Annotated in this window: 9 protein-coding genes; 5 read left to right on the forward strand and 4 right to left on the reverse strand. The window is 38.3% G+C overall.

Annotated features, from left to right (window positions below):
- Window positions 1-163: 163 nt before the first annotated feature.
- Window positions 164-2,764 carry a hypothetical protein gene (locus prwr041_RS03715; RefSeq protein ID WP_207155022.1) on the forward strand — a complete coding sequence of 867 codons (2,601 nt, stop codon included), beginning with the start codon at window positions 164-166 and terminating at the stop codon, window positions 2,762-2,764.
- A gap of 221 nt (window positions 2,765-2,985) precedes the next feature.
- On the opposite strand, the gene prwr041_RS03720 is transcribed toward prwr041_RS03715, so the two are convergent.
- The 4 genes from prwr041_RS03720 to prwr041_RS03735 are packed head-to-tail and all read right to left on the reverse strand — an operon-like array spanning window position 2,986 to window position 10,896.
- Window positions 2,986-5,160 carry a RagB/SusD family nutrient uptake outer membrane protein gene (locus tag prwr041_RS03720; RefSeq protein WP_207155023.1) on the reverse strand — a complete coding sequence of 725 codons (2,175 nt, stop codon included), beginning with the start codon at window positions 5,158-5,160 and terminating at the stop codon, window positions 2,986-2,988.
- 30 nt (window positions 5,161-5,190) lie between these two features.
- Window positions 5,191-8,499 carry a SusC/RagA family TonB-linked outer membrane protein gene (locus prwr041_RS03725; protein WP_207155024.1) on the reverse strand — a complete coding sequence of 1,103 codons (3,309 nt, stop codon included), beginning with the start codon at window positions 8,497-8,499 and terminating at the stop codon, window positions 5,191-5,193.
- 24 nt (window positions 8,500-8,523) lie between these two features.
- A complete protein-coding gene (locus prwr041_RS03730; protein WP_207155025.1) occupies window positions 8,524-9,975 on the reverse strand; it encodes a DUF4992 family lipoprotein in 1,452 nt (483 codons plus the stop codon).
- 36 nt (window positions 9,976-10,011) lie between these two features.
- A complete protein-coding gene (locus prwr041_RS03735; RefSeq protein WP_207155026.1) occupies window positions 10,012-10,896 on the reverse strand; it encodes a sugar phosphate isomerase/epimerase family protein in 885 nt (294 codons plus the stop codon).
- Window positions 10,897-12,354: 1,458 nt separating this feature from the next.
- On the opposite strand from prwr041_RS03735, the gene prwr041_RS03740 reads away from it, so the two are divergent.
- The 4 genes from prwr041_RS03740 to prwr041_RS03755 are packed head-to-tail and all read left to right on the forward strand — an operon-like array spanning window position 12,355 to window position 20,492.
- Complete coding sequence (locus prwr041_RS03740) at window positions 12,355-13,416, forward strand: hypothetical protein (protein ID WP_207155027.1); 1,062 nt, start codon at window positions 12,355-12,357, stop codon at window positions 13,414-13,416.
- Window positions 13,413-16,817 carry a hypothetical protein gene (locus prwr041_RS03745; RefSeq protein WP_207155028.1) on the forward strand — a complete coding sequence of 1,135 codons (3,405 nt, stop codon included), beginning with the start codon at window positions 13,413-13,415 and terminating at the stop codon, window positions 16,815-16,817. Before prwr041_RS03740 ends, prwr041_RS03745 begins: the two co-directional genes overlap by 4 nt.
- Before the next feature lie 5 nt (window positions 16,818-16,822).
- The gene (locus tag prwr041_RS03750) at window positions 16,823-20,095 is read left to right on the forward strand and encodes an RHS repeat domain-containing protein (protein ID WP_207155029.1); all 3,273 of its coding nucleotides are present in this window, start codon (window positions 16,823-16,825) and stop codon (window positions 20,093-20,095) included.
- Window positions 20,052-20,492, forward strand: coding sequence for a hypothetical protein (locus tag prwr041_RS03755; RefSeq protein WP_207155030.1), 441 nt, complete (start codon window positions 20,052-20,054; stop codon window positions 20,490-20,492). The genes prwr041_RS03750 and prwr041_RS03755 overlap by 44 nt, the downstream gene beginning before the upstream one ends.
- Window positions 20,493-21,061 lie beyond the last annotated feature (569 nt).

Here is a 21,061-nt window from a genome sequence, read left to right on the forward strand (position 1 = left end):
TTTAATATTTGAAAAAGATTGACTAAGGGGCAATAATACTAATAGTATTTACATTTACTCATATATATATTGATATTTGTCTATCAGTATGCTTTTTAGATAATCTCAATGAGTATCTTTTTTAGCTTCATACGTCTTATTATAATTTAGACATTAATTTAATATGAAAAGACAACTGCTTATAATCACAGCAATGGCAGCCGGTTTGTCTGCCAATGCGCAACAAATAGACTTCAACCTTGCAGGAAGACAGGCTTCACAAGTAACTGAAGACGGTTTTACCCCATGGGCTATTGCTACAACAAGATCAGAATCTATGCTGCTCCAAGATGGTGGCATCACTGTTAAAATTGCATTGGATAATTCCGCAACAGAAATGACAATGAAATCGTGCTGGTGGAAAGACGGAGCAAACAAATTCTCAAAACTTATTTCTGACGGCGTAACTGTATACCAACTTGACGCTAAAGGAAATACAACCATGATTCGGAGTGGATCGGTAAAGATGGTTGTCACAATAAGTGGACTTTCTGCTGGCAAGCATACCCTATTGGCATATCACAATGATACCGACGGAAACTCTCCTGCCAAGCTAGATGTTTACACTAATGGGATAAAGGTACAAACCGGAGTGAAGCAATCAAGCAGAGCTACGAATACTGACGATTGCGGAATGTCGTATATCGAGTTTAATGCCGAGAAAGGAAAGGATGTAACAATATGGTATGTGACCACACCTGAATCAGGAAAGGATTACACGAAAGATAATGGAACGACAAGTCTCACGATCAATGCATTGGTACTTGACCGTCCTAATCCTAAGACCACAGCATCAACTCCTATTCCTGCAAACAGAGACTATCACGTTGACGCTGACAATAGAAACATAAAACTAGAATGGAAAGCAGCTGCTACAGCTGTGAAACATCATGTAAGAATAGGTACATCGTCAGATAACATGCATGAATTGGCAACAGTTACAGGCGCATATTATCAACTAAACAACATGTATAACCTTAATGAATATTTCTGGAGAATAGACGAAGAGGACGCTAACGGCAATATACATGAAGGTGACTTGTGGACATTCCGTCCCAGACATCTTGCTTTCCCAGGTGCTGAAGGTTATGGCAAATATGCTATCGGCGGACGTGGCGGAAGCGTATATCATGTAACAACACTTGCAGATAACGGTGATGATGAGAATCCTATCAGTGGGTCGTTCAGATATGGAATAAAGAAAGCAACAGGACCAAGGACTATTGTTTTTGACGTTGGCGGAGTGATTGCACTAAAAAACAGACTTACATGTTCGGATAAGTATGTTACTATTGCTGGACAGACAGCACCAGGCAACGGTATCATGCTTCGTGACTGTCCTTTCGGAATGGCTGAAGATGGAATAACCAGATTCATGCGCATGAGACTAGGACATAAAACTAAAACAAACGGTGTTATTGATGCTCAATACAAAGCTGCAGGACTTGATGGTATGGGTATGGCTGGAAATAATAATTCTATTATGGACCACTGCTCTATCGGATGGACTATCGACGAAGCTTTCAGCAGCCGCAATGCACGTAGCATAACATTACAACGCACGCTTATATCAGAAGCATTGAATGTGGCTGGACATCCTAACTATAAAGCAGGAACAGCTCATGGATACGCTGCTACAATTGGAGGCGGTGAGGCATCCGGTGTTGGTTCGTTTCATCATAATCTCCTTGCACACGACGAAGGTCGAAACTGGAGTATCAGCGGAGGACTGGATGGAAGCGGCGCGTATGACGGGCATCACGACATCTTCAATAATGTTGTTTACAACTGGGGAGGACGTGCATGTGACGGAGGCTCACACCAAGCCAACTTTGTAAGTAATTTTTATAAGGAAGGTCCTGCCACAACACAGAAATATCTGTTAAGAGCTCAGTTGGAAGGAACTGGAACTGGTTCGCAATCATACTACGTAAACGGTAATCTTCGACAGGAAAAAGACGGAACTTTAACTGAAGACAAGGAAAATGAGACCTATCGCGTTGAAGCAAGTCAGGTATATAACTGGCAGGTATTTGTTGATAAGCCTTTCTTTGCAAGTGAAGCAACTATAGAAAGTGCCAAATCAGCCTATAAGGATGTTTTGAGCGACGTGGGATGTAACATGCCTTCACTCGACAATCACGACACGAGAATGATTAACGAGACTATAAACGGAACTACTTCCACAAAAGGTAGTGTTTCGGGGAAAGCTGGACTCATTGACTCTGAGGAAGACAAAGGATGTGAAGGATTTGGCGGATTGAACGTAAATTATGCGACTCGCTGTTCCAACTTCGATACTGACGGAGACGGAATGCCAGACTGGTGGGAGAAAGCCAACTCACTAAGTACAACAACAGCAGATAACAACGGAGATGCAAACAGAGACGGATATACAAACCTTGAAGATTATCTTAACTGGATAGCTGTACCTCACTTCACAATATATAAGAATGAGACTTCTGTTATAAATCTGAAAGACTTCTTCGCTGGTTTTACGAATAGTCCAACATTTGAGCTTAGCGGTTCTAACAACATCATCTATAACTTTGACGGTGCAAACACACTTACTGTAAAATCAAAAAATAACAAGACTGGTTTCTACACCATAACAATAAAGGCATCAGATAAGGATGGTTGGGGCACGATGCTGCGTGTATTCAATTTTTATATTGATGGAAATACCTCTGCGACACGTAATATAAACAACAGCAAAAGACAGTAAACAATAAATGCTATAACATTTTAGAACAAAGAGGTGAAGCTAAGACACATGGAATAGTAGTTACTAAAGGAAAGAAAAACATGAATAGCTAAACCTATATATATGTATTAACAAGTATTACTATATAGACGAAATGAGGACACTTCAAAATAGAAGTGTCCTCATTTTATTTTTAGTTTCAATCGGCACAGTAATAGTATGTGGCGATTGCGTTGTTCGGATTATTCAGCCAATGGATCAAATGTTCCGGCAGAACCAGACTTGTTATAGTCTGCCCATCCTATTGTCTGAGGCAAAGCCTTATTAGCAGAAGCTGCGCCAGAGCATAAACCCAACAGATAATAGTTTGGACGGAAATTGATATACTCAGAAACATGCTGTGCATTATATCCGTCACCCTTCTTAAGTTTGCGCTTGAGATTACTCTTATACCAAGTTGCCAATTGAGCAACCTGATCAGTGATAGGCTTTCGCAAATCTACACCAGCAGGACGTGTCACGCCAACCTTTACCATTGGGTCAGAATCATAAGTAGTTCCTCCAACACCATACTTATCGGCTACACGGAATTCCATGTTTTCACGACGCTGTCCGTTAAACGGTTTGAAACCCAACCACGTGCAAGTGTTTCCACCCCATCCTGTAAGAGTCCAAGAAGCTGGAGCTCCTGCAACTTTCTGTGCACCTCCATCGAAAAGCATCCAGCGACGCATATCATCAAAGCGTTTGCCTTCGTAGGCGAATTCTATCTGGCGTTCGTATAATATAGCGCTCATACATGCAGCCTGATCTGATGAAAGATTTGCCTGTAATCCACAATCGCCAGTATATCCTACACGCTCACGAATCTGTTTCAACACTGCTACAGCTTCATCAAGATGTCCTGCACCACAAGCAGCCTCAGCAAAGTTCAATAGCACTTCAGCAAATCTTATTTCGAGAAGAGGAGCTGCTGAATAATAAGGAGCTGCACCCTTTACATCTGCAGCGACGAAAGTATAAAGAGGACTGCCATTCGCATCAAGGTCATCTGTCTTTTTGCGCACATATACACCAGACTTATTTGTCAACAAGTTATCAGCACCATAAGAGTTTCCACTTTCTGCATTACCCTGATCATCAAGAGATGTATACCATACATAGTTCCACAAAACGAAATTCTTTCCGTCAGAAGGATTGTTTGCTACGGCTGAACTATAATCACCATTATATGCCCATCTGAAACCAGGGAATGTAAATGTGCGATAAAAACGTGGATCACGATCTACGAAAGGTGTTTCTGTATCATAAGCATCATCAGAAGTTTCCAGCTTGGTATATGTACCAGTACCAGAAGGAATCTTACCATCTTTCATTGGGAACATATCAACTAACATTGCCGAAGCATTTTTTCCGCTACCACCAGCATTCTTTGGTCTGATACCCTTTTCCCATGTATTATTTTTCTGATTGTCAAGACCGTCACCTGTTATATTATTGTAAAGAGTTACAAATACAGCTTCTGGATTCTTTGCTGATTGAGTGAACATATTTGCATATCCCTGTGCATTTTCACCAGAGCCTTGATAAAGTCCATACCCACAAGCCTTGATACTATCCATTTCCTGCTTCATAACAGTATATGCCTTTGTCCAACGACCTTCATCGTTTGTACGATTGAAGATAGGACTAGCCCAAAGCAACAAAACGCGACCTTTCAGTGCCTGAGCTGTACCAGTTGTCACTCTTCCATAATCATCACCGCTCCAACCGCCGCTCATAGTCTTTGAAGCAAGCAATGATGCAGCCTTATCAAGGTCGCTCAATATAAACTCAATTGAAGCCTTTGTTGAAGAACGTGGAGTAACAGATGTCACTAGAGGATCTTGTGTCTCAGTAACGATAGGCACGCCACCATACCATTTCACAATATTATAGTAACACCATGCACGGAAGAAATAGCACTGTCCTAGCAATGTATTCTTCTGTTCCTGAGAAAGCGTTCCTCCGTTGATGCCCTCAATGACATCATTGATATTACGGATACGACCATACACTGCCTCTTGTATATTCGACTGTGTAGCCATGAAAAAATCAGGCACCTGATTGGTGGTACTTGTTGAAGACAATTCTATATCAGGATTTACGAAATCACTGAATCCACTGTATTCTTCAGTAGACTGTCCTGCAATGTCAGCATTACCCATAGAAGGAGTCTTCCAAGTCATATCGTTTGAAAATGGCAGACACCAACTATATACATCGTTAACTCTACCATTGCATCCACTATAATAATTATAGATGTCTGAATTCACATTATCATAGTTTTTCTTGTCTTCAAGAAAACCATCACTACATGAAGCCAGAGCTAACAGACCTGCCATGCAGATAACTGATATTTTAATATTATTTTTCATTGTAATTACTATTTATAGTTTTACAGTCTGTTAGAAACTTACGTTCACACCAACAGTGAACTTTCTAAGGTTTGGATAACTGCCATAAGAACCAGCCATAGAATCCATAAATTTATCTGGATATGGGTTCAGGAAGTTAATGAGATTCTGTCCAGTTACATTAAGACGTACACTCTGCAGACCAATCTTCTTAACCAACCCTGAAGGTATTGTATAAGCCAAAGTCAAGCGGTTAAGGGCAATTCTTGCAGCACTTACACGCCAGAAGCTAGAAGCTACAGCATTTACATCAGTGTATGAAAGATTTGGATAATATCCGTCAAGATTCTGGGCAACAACAAGTTTGCCTGAAGCATCATAAACATCCTTATATGAGAACATATTATCAACATTCCAGAAAGAAGGCATGTTGCAATATTCCAAACTTCCCGTAGGTTTTAGAGCTGCACTAGGTATAAGAGTGTATCCTCCCCAACTTGCACCAAGCTGTGCTGTTAAAGAGAAACTTTTATAATCAGCTCCAAGATTCATTGTGAAACCATAGATATTATCACGGTTTGACAAACATACCTGATCGTTGTTTTGATCAACTATTCCGTCAGGAGCTGCATAAGTACCGTCAGCCTGTTGAGCACCTCTCACATCCTTATACATAAGCATACCAGGACGAACCTTATCCTTTGTCAATCCCATGTAGGAAGTGATATTGTATTTTGCGAAGTATTCATCTATATCCTGGAAACTACGGAACATACCTATGCACTGCATACCCCATGTACCAACATTTGAACGAGTACCATATCTAATCTGGCGATAGATATATTCGTCTTCCCAGTCCATATTCAGCACCTTATTGTCAGAATATCCTGTATTGATACCTATCTTATACTTGAAATCCTTACCAATTTTATCGTGCCAGTTAAGAGAAAGCTCCCAGCCCCATGAATCCATTTCGCCAAGATTTGAAGCAGCAGACACAGTACCTACTGTAGAAGGAACTGTCTGAAGAATATTCATCAACATTTCACGATTCCATTCTCTATAATAATCAAATGTAAGACCTAGACGTTGGTCAAGAAAGTTTGCATCAACACCTACATTGAACTTATAATCCTTATCCCAATGAACATCAGAGTTTACTGCTGAATTATTTTTATTAATCGTAATTCGACTACTAGAATCATTTCCTGTTCCTTCACCAAATACAATACCCTTATTCGCATCAAGAGCATAAACCTGCATCCATTGCCATGCAGCGGTATTGTCACGACCAGTAAGACCGAATGAAGCACGAAGTTTTAAGAAGTCCATCCACTTTACGTTCTTCTTGAACCAAGGTTCCTCAGAAACTACCCAACCAGCACTAACAGCAGGGAATGTACCCCAATAGTTTTTAGGAGCAAACTTTGTAGATGCGTCAGAACGCAAAAGGAATTCAAACAAATATTTGTTTGCATAAGCATAATTCACACGACCGATATATGACAGAGTACCACTCTCACTACGTGTAAAAGTAGTTGTCATCTCACCTGTTGCGGCATTATACTGACCAGTAGTAAATTCATAAGGACTTTCACGCTGACCTGTGAGATATTCACTTTCAGCCTCAGACTTCTCTACAGAGAACAAAGCCTGAATATGGTGTGGTCCGAAGTCACGCGCATATTGTGCGGTGAAATTCAACTGATAGTTATCTGTACGTGTCATTGAACGTCCAAGATAGTTACCGTTTGAAGTTGTTATTCCAACAAAGTTAGAAGGATCAAGGTATGAAGCATCTTCGTCGCCTGTGACAGGAGTATAGAGATGGTTACCACTACCATATCTATTTGTCATCTGATACAATGTGTACTTGGTACCATACTCGTTACCCTTGTCAGTATTGATGCTCTTGCTATAAGAGAAGCTTAGTTTCAAACCTTTCAACAAATTACTCCAACCAAAATCATAGTTTAAACTTCCCATGATGTTGATATTAGAATTCATATTCTTCTTATAATCGCCATTGTTCTGAAGTACGTCATAGTTGTAACCCTGACTCTGGTTTTTCTGTGCATTGCTTACGCCATAAGCAGGGATAGCATATCCATCTACATACTCAGGTATATAATAAGGATGTGTAAGCAAAAGATTATAGTCTTTTTCTGTGCTAGAGCCACCGACCTTTACCAAAGGAGTCTTTTGTGAACCATAATCTCCAGATACAGTAAGATTTGCACCTAGCCATTTGCTCACTTTAACATCAATTCCTGCACGGTAGTTAAAACGATTATAATCAAGTTTGCCTAAATTACCACCTTGGTCATAGTAAGACAGTCCTGCAAAATAATTTACCTTGTCTGTCGCACCACTCACATTCACACTATGCTTCATTGTAGTACTGGTTTTCCAATACTTATCAAGCAAGTCATAGTTAAGTCCCTTCATTGCCTCTAGTTCATCAGCCTGGAACAAAGCTGTTTTCTTATTGAGTGATGTATTTGTTGGATCGGCAGCAGCCACCGCATTATACAGTCTACCATATTGATAAGCATTTAGCATCTTTGGTCTTGACACTTCATCCGCAAAACCAAACGTTCCACTATAACTAATACTTGGCGCTCCTAACTTACCCTTCTTTGTTGTTACAAGAATAACACCGTTAGCAGCACGTGCACCATAAACGGCAGCAGAAGCATCTTTCAATACAGAAATACTTTCAACTTCAGATGCATCAAGATTATTAAAAGCCTCAACACCAAGATTCTGAGTTGTGTTACCCACCTTAACGTCATTAGGATAAATATATCCATCAATAACGATGAGTGGTTCTTGTGCAGTTGACCCTACATCTCCAAGTGAATTGGTATCACGGATTGACATCTTGGCATTTTCACCAGGACGGGCGTCGCCTCCGCTTACACTCAATCCATTAACAAGTCCGCCAAGACTACTTGCAAGTCCGCCATTAGCAAGATCCTGAATGTCAGCCACAGGAACAGTTGCGACAGAACCTGTAAGGTGAGCCTTTTTCTGAGTACCATATCCCACGACAATAACGTCTGTCAAATCAGTAGAATTTGTTTCCAACTGAGTGCGTCCTCCTGTTGTGGTTGCATCTTTATATCCTATATAAGTTATTGTTATTTTGCCCCCATTAGGAACATTAATCTTATAATTTCCTCCAAGATCAGATACTGTTCCGTTCTTGCTGCCGGCAACACGTATGGTAGCACCGATAATAGGTTCTCCATTCTCGTCAACAACTGTTCCCTGAACCACTTTATTCTGAGCCATTGCAGGCGCAGCACAAATCAGAGCAAGTCCAAGAGCCAGAGTTTTTATATATTTACTTTTCATAATATGTTTCCATTTGATTAGTTGTTATTCCGCAGAAGGAAGCCATCTTGGATCTCCTGTCTTTGCATTCACTTGAGTAGCATTACTAATAGTGAAGTCAGCTCCATCAGGATTCTTGAAATCAGGATTTTCCTTTATGTCTGTTCCCGTATTGTCATATCCGGTAGGAGCATCAAAGATAACACCATCAGTACCCTTCTGCATATATGTATTGTTCTTGAATGTAGCAGTCTTCTGATTTGCTTTACCTGCAAGGAATCTACGAGCCACACCTGAAGGACTGCAATACGCAAATATACAGTCTGCCATATTCCAATAAGAGTTAGACTGTCCTGCCATGCCGTTGTAGTTACCCCATTGTCCGTTGTTACATACATTATAGAATGTAGAGTTGGCATAAGTGGTGGTATTACTTAAATAATTTATATTCTTTGCACGACCGCTAGTCTGGTAGAAATACTTATAATCGAAAGAACCTGTCTCATAGAATGTTGAGTTTGTGACAGTAAGCGACAAGATATTTCCACCCTTATTTAGATAGAACACGGCATCCAATACAGCAGCTGGTATGAGATGCACAATACAGTTGTTTACAACTACATTCTCAACATACACTTTCTGCTTGTTGTCATAAACGAAGTAATTGCCTACATTATCAATATTACATGACTGGATATTCAACTTATCCTGCAAAAAATAATTACCACCTATTATATTTGTTATAAGAGGTGTTGCATTCATTGAAACGAAAGACGCTGTAGAAGTTCCGCAGTCAAAGTTGATATTCTTTAGGGTAAGTCCGGCATCCATTACAAAACCAGCATTACCCGTAAACTTAACCGTTGGACGATTATTCTTATTAGTACATCTCAGTGTAATCTTATTCAGTCCTGGAGTTATAACACCTGACATTGTGTAACTACCACCTTCAACAAGGTTGAAACACAAATCAATAGATGTGCTGTCAGCAGGGAGTGCTTTGCCTGCAAAATACTGAGTCAAATCTGTACCATCAGGAATTGTCATATAAGTAGGAGTATAAGTATTATATGAAATTTCAGAATTCTTGTCAGACTCTGTATTATTAGCCTTAGCATTTGCAGCCGACTTTATAGAGAACTTATAATAAGTATCTTCCTTACGAGAGAATGTTATTGCTGTACCGTCAACGAGTTTGTTTTCAATACTATCTACAGCAACAGGTTTTTCAGGAGTAGTTACGTCATACACCGACACGATGTATCCACCTGCGCCAAACACCACAGGCCAAGAGATTGTTTGTTTTGCACCACTTGCATCAGGAGTTACAACAATAGAATCGGCATTTGGTGATTCGAGCTTCACACCCGAAACAGTAGCAAATCGTTCTCCATTGTCAAAACCATCCTGTGCGCACGAGCCTAAAGTCAAGATAGCTACACCCAACATCAGGTAGCCACCTATTTTACGTCGTGCAATGAAATGATTCTTTTTCATGATTTAACGTTTTTAAGTTTAACATATCATTTTAGTTTATTTTCTTTCCAAAAACACGTCCTTGAGATATTCCACATTACTTCCGAAGTTGTATTTCACATCTTTCACGCGCTTCACGTCACGGCTGCGTTCCACAACAAGCCATCCGCTCCACCCCATTCTATCAAGAGTGCGTTTTATCTTGGGTAAATTTATCTCATTATCGTATCTCAGAATCATACTATCTGTATTACTGGCATGAATCTGCGCTATATTTTCGCGCCCCAGTCTTTTAAGTTCCTTGCATATATCACGTTGTGAATCAGCAGCATCTTGGAAGTTATAATATATCTTCACACCTTTGCTATTAATCTGCTTCAATAGTTTTATATCATATTTTGCATCCATTGCCGTACGAATAGCGACAACAACGCCTCGCTTCAAAGCCATTTCACCCGCAACATGCAGTCTACCGACAAGAGAATCGTGCATTGCACCTTCTTTTTTCCAGTCATTTCCACATCCCCCCAAAGGTAAGAAAGCTATTTTGCTATTGAAAATCTCCATGGTATTAAAGCAGTCTTTCAATAATTCTACATAGTTTTCACGTGTTATAAAGTTTTGTGCAAAGAAACCAGACATCGCTATCGAAGGTACTTCAACTCCCAAACTGTCAGCGGTATGTTTGAAAACATTTGCATCAACGGCATTACGGAATCTATTATCGAAAAGCACACGGTTACCCAAAGGTCCCATATCCATTTCAACCCCATCGGCATTAATCTGTCGCGCTAAAGCGAATTCACCCAGTTTTTGCCTTTTCAGAATCATCCAGTCACACACCGCAACACGATATTTTGGCGTAGTTTGCGATTCTGTTTTTATAAACGGTACCAGCAGAATAACCGATAGTACGATTAGTTTTAAAGACTTAACAGCCATTTGGCATTTCTTTCTAATTAGATACTTAGTTAACTAAACTAACTTTATAGACGAGATTACCCTAAGATTGTAATCACATAAAATAAAAAAATATAATTATTCTAATAAGAAACATTTAATTACCATTCTGTATATTCTTTTTAACCACTTGTATATACATGACTATTTTATTACTTTTGAATTACTATCTTAATAACAGAAAAATGAAAGAAAATAAAAAGTTCCAAAAATTCAAAATAACCTCCACTTTAAGTGTAAGTTGCTATCTTGTAATATGTTAAGTGGTGGAGGTATACCTCCACTATCATCCACTGTCCTCCACTAAAATTTGCTATTTTCTGCGATAAAATAGATAGTCATACCCTGATCACTACTTTAATGGTTTGACTATTGTTAAAGAATAAAATAGAAATTTATTTACTATATCTTAATCCATAAACATCTCGTTGATACAACTAAAACATTAGTAACGACAAAACACAAACGTTTGATCGATGGAATGGAAACTTTATAACGTAGAAACGCAAATGTTTGATCGATGGAATAGAAACTTTGTATCGTAGAAACGCAAACGTTTGATCGACAGAACGGGTTGATAGATGATGAATAATAAAAACTTAGTAACGATAAAACAGAGGCATCCTTCAATGTAGCAGAAACTCAGTATCGTTAAACGGATTTATTACTAGCAGCAAAGCTGCAAAACGCAATGATAATATAATTAGCTTCTCCGACATATCATTGAGTGATAAGGGCCTTATCACTCTGCACTTTGCGATACATTAGATAGTGATTAGGCCCTAATCACTATCCAATAGAATAGCTGAATGATATTTCTTGCAAAAAATCAGGTAACTTGATAATTTGGAATAAAACGCTAAAGATAGGTGTGATTTGCACTTTAATGTCACTTTTACCCCGATAATGTCACTTAATGTCACTCGCTCGCCCCTTATAAACAAAGGGTTTGTGACAAAGTGACATTAGTGGCATTAAAAAAACTTTTTCTGGTATAATGTCTTTAGCCGGAATAGGTTTACATTTGTTATTAAATAAGTTGTCTCACCTTACCTGATTGGTTGTCATTCAATCCAATATGTGTCTTCAACAACCATTCCAAAGAAACAAACTCAGATTCGTTGACTAAAAAAACATGTTAATAACTATAATTCAGCTATTCCAAAGTACGATTGCTGATTTTAAGTGAACTGCACTAATTATGTATTATACCTCAGAATATGGTGATATTGAGGTTGTTGTATTATTAAAAATGAGTAAAGAGCGACCTTAACTGTATACATATTAAAAATATTGATATAATATGTTAAACATATTCCACTCTATCATAATTTTACATATATTTACAATCGAAAACAAAAATGTATGTTTTTAACGCAACAACTAAAAGAACTATCCACATATTTTGTGGAATATATAATCTAATAACAATTTTAATTAATGAAAACATTATTCTTTTTGCATATTTTTGTATTGCAATTGGGTGTTACGCCAGTCTATAGTCAGATTAACCTGTCCGGCATGGCACCATTATCCACCGATAGCTTACAGAAAAGCAAGATTCATTATTTCTCCCCAGGCAAGGGTGGTAAGCACAAAGTATGGGATTTCTCCCGCAAACTTGGCTCGAAGGAGTCATCTCAGGTCATGTTCATGAAAGACAGTACTGGCGTTGTGTCAGTCAGTGAATCTGGCAAAAACCGTTACTATCATGCAACTTCAGACACACTCATTCAGTTTGCCAGCGAGTCGCCATTGGAAAGAAGAGAGTATATCAGGAAGAAACTTACAAAGAAATTCCCCCTTGAATACGGAGACTCCATCAGTAAAGGATTCAGATGCGAGGGTATGTACTGTGGCAATCATCCCTTCCGAGAGGTAGGAACAACAACGGTACACGTAGATGCAGCAGGTTCAATTGTGCTTGCCGAGAATGATACCGTAAGAAATGTGCGAAGAGTGCACACAATTGATTCATATTCCATCGGTATGAATATAAATGTAGCTGCGCTTGATACGGCAAAACTAACTCAGGTGATAGATGAACGCTATGAGTGGTTTGTTTCAAAGTCACAATATCCAATCATTGAGGATGTGACCAGCACTACTTATCTCAACATGGATGTAATCGGTACAACAAAATATGCCTATTGCAACCTTCCGAAAGATAAGGTAGCGCTCTATATTCGCCCAGAGGATGAAAATGCTTCAGATTGGCAGGACAATTCTTTTGACGAGACACAGGCAGAACCTGATATCATCCACTACAGTATAGAAACCAATGGAGGCGTTATCAACATCAAATACGACCTTGATGTAGATGCAACCATCTGTACTATTGTTGCCAGTCACATGGGTATAACCTATCGTCACGGAGAGTGGACCCAGAAGGCAGGAGAAGGATATACTGCAGAAATAAATTGTAACGGATTACATCATGGAACGTATATTCTTTATATTAATGTTAACGGAAAAGTATATAGCAAAAAGGTAATACTATGATTAAATATATAAAAAAAACAACAATACTATTATTCATTTTATTGACTTACTTCAGTCTTACTCATGCAGATGAGAATCAAGACCTGCAGAATATCTATAAGAGTTTTCTTCCAGACTTCCAAAAACTGACTCCAGAAGCAAGTGCACTTGGACAATATGGGAAATATAGTGCTTCTGGTTATACTGGTGTTCCACATATCTCAATACCTTTATTCAGTATTGGCTCTAGTAATTTCACCATGCCTATAGAACTGAACTATGATGCTTCTGGAATAAAGGTCGAACAGCAGGCAACGTATGTCGGATTGGGATGGAACCTGATGATGGGCGGAAACATCAGCCAAATCGTATGTGGGCAAAGCGATTTTTATGAAACGTCATATAATATTTCAATATCCAACTTAGATTTGCTGCAGACAATATTACCTAATGTTAAATATATTTTATCTCCAACGTGCACATTAGCTTCTGTCAAATTTCCTGCGATTCCTAATGGTCCTGACGGTTATTGTTTACCTATAGAAGCAGACCGAAAGAAATATGACATTTTGCAAGCTGTCTCAAAGGGAGCAAAAGTTCCTGATATTTTCCAAGCATCATTTTGCGGTCATAGCGTTTCTTTCATAATTGACACTTCTAATAAGAATGCTAAGATTATTGGTAATGATGCAACAAATTACAAGATAGAACTGACGGAATATACTGCTATCTATCCTCATAGCATTGAAATTACGGATGACCATGGGCTTAAGTATATTTTTACAGAAGCTCCAGAGAATAATATGTATGACCATGCTTCATACAATCTATCGAAAATCAAAAATGCAGCTGACCAGAGCTTGGCTGAATTCAAATATTTAAAAGAGTCTTGTGATTTTTTGAGACCCTATTATGAAACTGTTGGTAAACCTGATAAGAGCTATGACAGGCCTATAGAGTCAGCAGCAATACGAAAGCAATTCATTGATCGTAATTATCCTTTTAGTTTGTTGGAACATGTCGCTAACGAATACTATCCTGAAACTATAACAACTGACAAAGAAACAGTTACGCTTACTTATGGCAATAGAGAAGATATTAAACAAGCAAAACGAATAGACAAAATAACAGTACAGTCAAATAGCAACAAGAACTCGATTATACATACCGCCATTTTTAAGTATGGGAACTTTACTGAAAGTAATTACGATAGAGAGCTTTGTAATAGGTACGATTATACAAGCGTGTATAGCTATAATCGATTAAAACTAACAGACATTACTGTAGATGGAAAGAAATACTCTTTCGGGTATAACGAAGGTATAGCATTGCCTTCACGGTTAAGTGTACAACAAGATTTTTGGGGCTATTATAATGGAGAACGTAACACAGACGGCTTTTGCGCTTCGCCAGAATATAAAAATCAGAACAACGACAAGCTTGTTAGTGTTGAAACTGTTGGACCTGCTAATCGTTATGCTTCGGAATACCTTTGCGAGGCAGGAACTTTGAACAAGATTATATACCCCACTGGCGGATATACGAAGTTTGATTATGAGATAAACCACTTTGATGATGTTGATGGAAATAATTACTATCCATCAGCCACTTCAACTTCAAGTGTGGTGCATGTAAGAACAGAGTCATGTGCTTCTGGTTATACAGGAAGAGGGTATAAAACCACAGCAGATACAAGTGAATTTGATATTGACCAACCTACAAAAGTAGACATAACTTCAAGCACTCCATATTACCCATCTTCACAACAATACTATAGGTTTTGTGTAAGTATTGTTGGTAAGGATGCCAATGGAAATACGGTATTCTCCAGGTATTATGACAAATATAATGACAAACAGGATATTAAAGAGTCATGTGAACTTCCTAAGGGGCATTATGTATTATCAAGTCTATACGCTAGTGTTGCAAGTGGATTAATAACTGGCGGTAGCATAAATGTATTGTTTCCTCCTGAATACAAAGAAGATTTATCTATTGCTGACGCTAGTGGAAAGTCAATTGGCGGGGGGATGAGAATCAAAAAAATAGAGAATTATGATAACAATAACACTCTTCTTGGTTCCACTCTATATAAATACGAAGGTGGAAGACTTTTGGTCCCAACAGTTCAGGCAGAACTAATACCCATGGCGTCTTTTTATCCCATAACTGGGGATTTTAATAAATATAAACAAGTTTATGATTGTAGATTTTTCTTTATAACATCAAATCCTACCTATCCAGCGATATGCTCTCTAGGATGCCCAAATGTTGGATATTCAAAAGTAACTAAGGAATCTTACGATAAAAACGGACAACTTATGTCTTATGACATAGAAAAATATAATAATAAAGGATATAATATTTATTATAACATGTTCGGAGTAAATTTAGATGGATTAAATGGGAAATTGGCAGAATCCATGACATATTCAAAGGATAAGACTCTAATGGATAAAGTTTCCTATTCTTATTCGACTATTGGTTTAAATCCTGCATTGAACAATATGATATTTTTTCCATGGGCGCGTTGTCTTGATACGAATCCAGGAAGTACATATTTTGATACATATTATAAGTACTCTTTATATCCTAAATATCCAATATGCGCATTGCCCCAAAGCGTAACTGAAACAAATTACATAAATGGAAAGCCAATGTCTCCTGTTACCACATCTTACGAATACAAAGAAAGTAATTATCAACCAAAATTTATATCAAAGAGCAACGGCTATGAATCCTCATCTACGAATATTTGGTACCCAGAAGACGGTATGGTTATCAGCAAAGCAAACAACACGCTTAAGACTGAACTGCAGAATAAAGGGTATAATCCTGATGCAATGTTAAATAATAAGCATTGCATCAGCGAAAAAACAATAGAGGAGGAATCCCGAAACGGTTCTTTAAGAGGCGGATACCTAAATTTGTATGAAGAATTGCCGAATGGCTTACCTGTCATTGAAAAAAGCTATTCTATTCAACCATCTCATGCGCAACTTCTTGAAATAGAAATTACTGATTATGACAACTATGGCAATATTCGTGAATATAAAAAGAAAGACGGAACTCCAGTGACTATCATCTGGTCATACAACCATCAGTATCCAGTAATGGAAATTATTGGAAGAAAACATAATGATTTCAATAATGAAATTATGACACAGATTTCAGATTTGGAAGGTAGATCAGATGTATCCCCAGATGTTATTAGAAATTTGTATAACAGTTTGATAAAGCAAAAGTACCAAGGAGTAATGATAAATGCTTACATATATTCCCCAGAGCATACCATATCAAGCATCATTCATCCCAATGGGAATGAAACGAAATACAGCTATGACAGCTATGGGAGGCTAATAATGGCAAGTGATGCCTCTGACAATATCCTTCAAAAGTACATTTACAACTATAAAAAATAAGCATCATGAACAAAATAAAACAACTTTTGATAATTCTGCCATTTGTGCCAACCTTGTGTCTGGCTCAAACCGACAGAGAGAATTATGTCCAATCCATTACGATGCTTGATGCTAAAGGTACAGATTTCATACAAGCAGTTCAATATTATGATGGTCTTGGCTATCCAACGCTCTCTGTTGCTACAGCTGGCGTCAATGGCGAAACTGCATATTCCCTGACAACATACGATGCCGTAGGTCACAAAAACCGAGAATATGTTCCCGTACCTGGCACCAATCTGGATTATATAAATGAAAGCAGTATCAATTCCAAGGGGGATTTTTATATGGATAATAGTGGCTTTACCCAGAACCATTATGATGCCCTTAACAGAGTGACAGCTGTTGATATCGCCGGAGAGAAATGGAGAGGAGCGGGAAAGCAGAACAAAACTGAATACCTCGCAAATATTGCATCAGACTATGTCCTACACTATGAGGCACCAGAGGATGGTTCCTATAGCCTGAGACATCCAGAGAATACATCTTACCAGTATTATCCCGAAGGCATACTCAACAAGGTCGTATCCTATGATGCAGACAACAAGAGTGTAACTGTTTTCACAGACCTGCATGGTAATAAGATACTCGAGCGTACAGCTGCCGGTGATACGTACTATGTATACAATGTCCTTGGACAACTTCGTTTCGTCCTTTCGCCATCCTATCAAAGTTCTCACAATGAAGCAATATTTGCCTATGAATATCGTTATGATGATAGAGGACGTATGGTTAAGAAGATTCTTCCTCAATGTGGCACTACTCAGTATTGGTACGACATGGCTGACCATGTGGCTTATATGAGAGATCCTGCACTCGGAAGCAGATACAGGTTTTATCTATATGACAATCTTGGAAGACTGTGCGTACAGGGTACTTGTATTGATGGTAATCGAGATTACTCGATACTCTCTGCAACAACTTACGTAAGTGGGTCTGACGGTATCTGCAATTCTGGCTATACTATCCCCTATACCATCAACGACCCAAAGCTTGAGATTGTCAACTATTACGACAATTATGATTTCATTGGTAAAAATCTTATATCTACAATGCCGACAGTAACCATTAACCAGAACCAAGAACAATACGCCATTGGATCCCAGACGGGATTGGTGGTATATGCAACCAATGGTGAAGCACTTGGTTCCATTGATGTGTACGACTATAAAGGACAAGTCGTAAGGTCTGTTCGTAAAGGAATCAATGGATTTATTGAGGATGTAAACACAGAATATACATTCACTGGTGCTATTGACAACACGGTGGCTAATGTCAATGTTGGATATGGCAGTGATTTTATCGCTAAAACTGACTATACATACAAGTGTGGTAAGAAGATGAAAATGAATCTTTCATTAAGTCATGGTATAACAGTACTACCACGAGAAACAGAATACCTCTATGACGCTATAGGCAGACTAAGTAGTAAAAGTAGGCAGCTAACGACAACAGGCAAGTCTGATTGTTCGTATTCCTATGATGTTCATGGATGGCTTACAGGCATTAATAGCAATGGCTTTCGTGAAAACTTATACTACTCAGACGGTCTCGATGGCGGATGTTACAATGGCAACATAAGCACCATGAAATGGAAGGCAAGTAATGATGGTGGGTATAATGGATATAACCTGAAATACGATGACAGCAACCGTCTATACAATGCAGTCTATGGCTCAGGTGATAATCTCTCAAACAACAAGAATTACTTCGACGAGCATGTAGAATACGACTGTAATGGCAACATCACCGGACTGAAGCGGAGTGGTCTCGTGGACAAGATACATGGCAGTTTTGGCATGGTCGACAACCTGTATATGACGTATGGCGGCAACAGATTGACAAGTGTCCGTGACAATGCAACTCAGCTCACTTATGAAGGTGCAACTGACTTCAATGGAGAGCCTAATAAGGAATATCCTCTAACTTACAACGATGCTGGTTCTCTCATAAGCGATGCTGGTCGTAAAATAGCCAAGATTGACTATGACTATCTCAACAATCCAGTCCGCATACAGTTCACTGATGGCAACGTGACCAAGTACATCTACAGTGCTACAGGCGAGAAGCTCCGAGTGATATATCAGACTGCTGTTCCTAATATCGCTGTTGCGATTGGCGATACAAAAGAACTTGCCCCTTCAGAGATTCAATGTACAGACTACAATGATTATCTCCTTGGCGGCAATCTTACACTAAAGAACGGACACATAGACAAATATCAGTTCGAAGAGGGTTACTGTCAGGCAGAAAAGAATTCCTCTAATGCAAGTATCGATGACTTCACATTCTACTACTACGATAAGGATCATCTTGGCAACATCCGTCAGGTAACGAAAGCAGATGGCAGCCAAACAGGAAATGTCGTCCAGACTATCAACTATTATCCATTCGGAATGCAGTTCTGCGATGGCACCACTTGCAACATTGATCAAAAGCACAAGTATAATGGAAAGGAGTTTGACAACATGCATGGCTTAAACACCTACGACTACGGAGCACGCCAGTACAACCCTGCCACCGCACGATGGGATAGAATGGACCCTCTCTGCGAGAAATACTATAGTATCTCGCCGTATGCTTACTGTTGTAACAATCCGGTTGCTTATTATGATGTTGCAGGATTAGATAGTGTTTATTATAATGAAAGTGGTATAGAAATACAAAGACGTAACTGTGCAAATAGTTTGAATTTTGTTATAAAAACAAGCCAGAGTACAGCTGAATTATATAAAGATTCCAATCCTGATCAAAAAGGGGTTAGTAATCCTATTTCAAAAGAGAATGCCATATCAACTGAAGAAGAAATACGAAAAGGTAATTTAGCGGGTGATCACATGAAGAATGTGACCCAATTTGGCAGTAATAGCGAGATGTCAGCTATGATATCTAGTATAGAAGACGACGGAACAGGTGGCGTTAGTGACCAAAATAACAGGGAATATTCTGGCAAATTTACTGATACCGGTGTTAAAGATGTAAAAAAAAGTTCTGTAGGAGATCTTTCTAAGAATGATAATTTGGTTTCATATGGAAATTCTGATTGGCATAGCCATCCAAGTGGTTCTAAAACTTATAAGCCTGGATATTCAAGAACTTGGCAACAAGCTCCATCAAAGCAAGATTTAAAAACTGCTAATCATGCAGAATTTGTAGTGGGATGTGGTAATAAAACAATATATAAATATAATAAATATGGAATTATTTCAACTTGTCCGTCGTCTGTGTTTTCTAAATAGAAGCATAGTTCTGCTATTTATAGTATGTGGTGTACCTCATACTTTTTATGCTCAAAATAGCTATTTAAAGCAATATGATTATATAATAAAGGATCTTCTTAAGACTATTAAATCAGATACCCTTTATTTTTCTTTCGATGGTGATTCTTGTATAGAAGATTCTATAAGAAAGCATGTTAAAAATAAAAGAGCAAAGGTAGAAATGCCTATGAAAGATGATTACGTATACATTGTTTCATACCCTAAAATAATTAAACATCGCCTGTTTATTCAAGTTATGCAAACATGGTTGGTTGCCGATCATAAGGTTCTTTTAAATAACAATTCTATAGAATATTTCTTTGGAAAGAAAAAAGTAATACGCAAGGCATCACACACTATACATGGGAATAAATAATAGTTAAATCAAGTCGTATTGCGCAAAAAACAAATAGATAATGATGAACAAGTGTGACATAGGAAGTTCTACAGGTGATATTGTTCCTGCATTTTATTAGCTGACCACAAACCGAATGAAACTGCTTTAGCAGATAGTGTAGATAAGTGCTATGAGGAAAAATCTGCGGGAGACATTGGGGTTCTTTATGCAATTGATCGAGTACACTTGCGTGAGTATTCTCTCGCAGATTACGCATAGGAATGTAGCCCTGCTGCATTCCTATGCAGATATTATTACTTAATTTTGTGCTGTTGTAAAATGGTGGATAAAAGTACAAACATAATATTTGGTAACATAAATAACTTTTTTATTGCTGTCCGGTAAAACTTTTGTTTAAATTTAGTTGTTGCTAAAAGTGCTCTAAAACGAGTATATTTGTGCTTTTCCAAGGCTTTTATGTCTAATATATGGTAATATAAAGCCATTTACTCTTGTTTACTATTCAAAAGAAAAAGTAAGCCCCTTAGTTTGGAAAGCGCTTGAACTCCCTATAAATAAAGGACTTTAATACTTTCAATTTGTTTTTA

The sequence above is a fragment of the Prevotella herbatica genome, from assembly GCF_017347605.1.
GTDB classification, from domain to species: Bacteria; Bacteroidota; Bacteroidia; order Bacteroidales; family Bacteroidaceae; genus Prevotella; species Prevotella herbatica.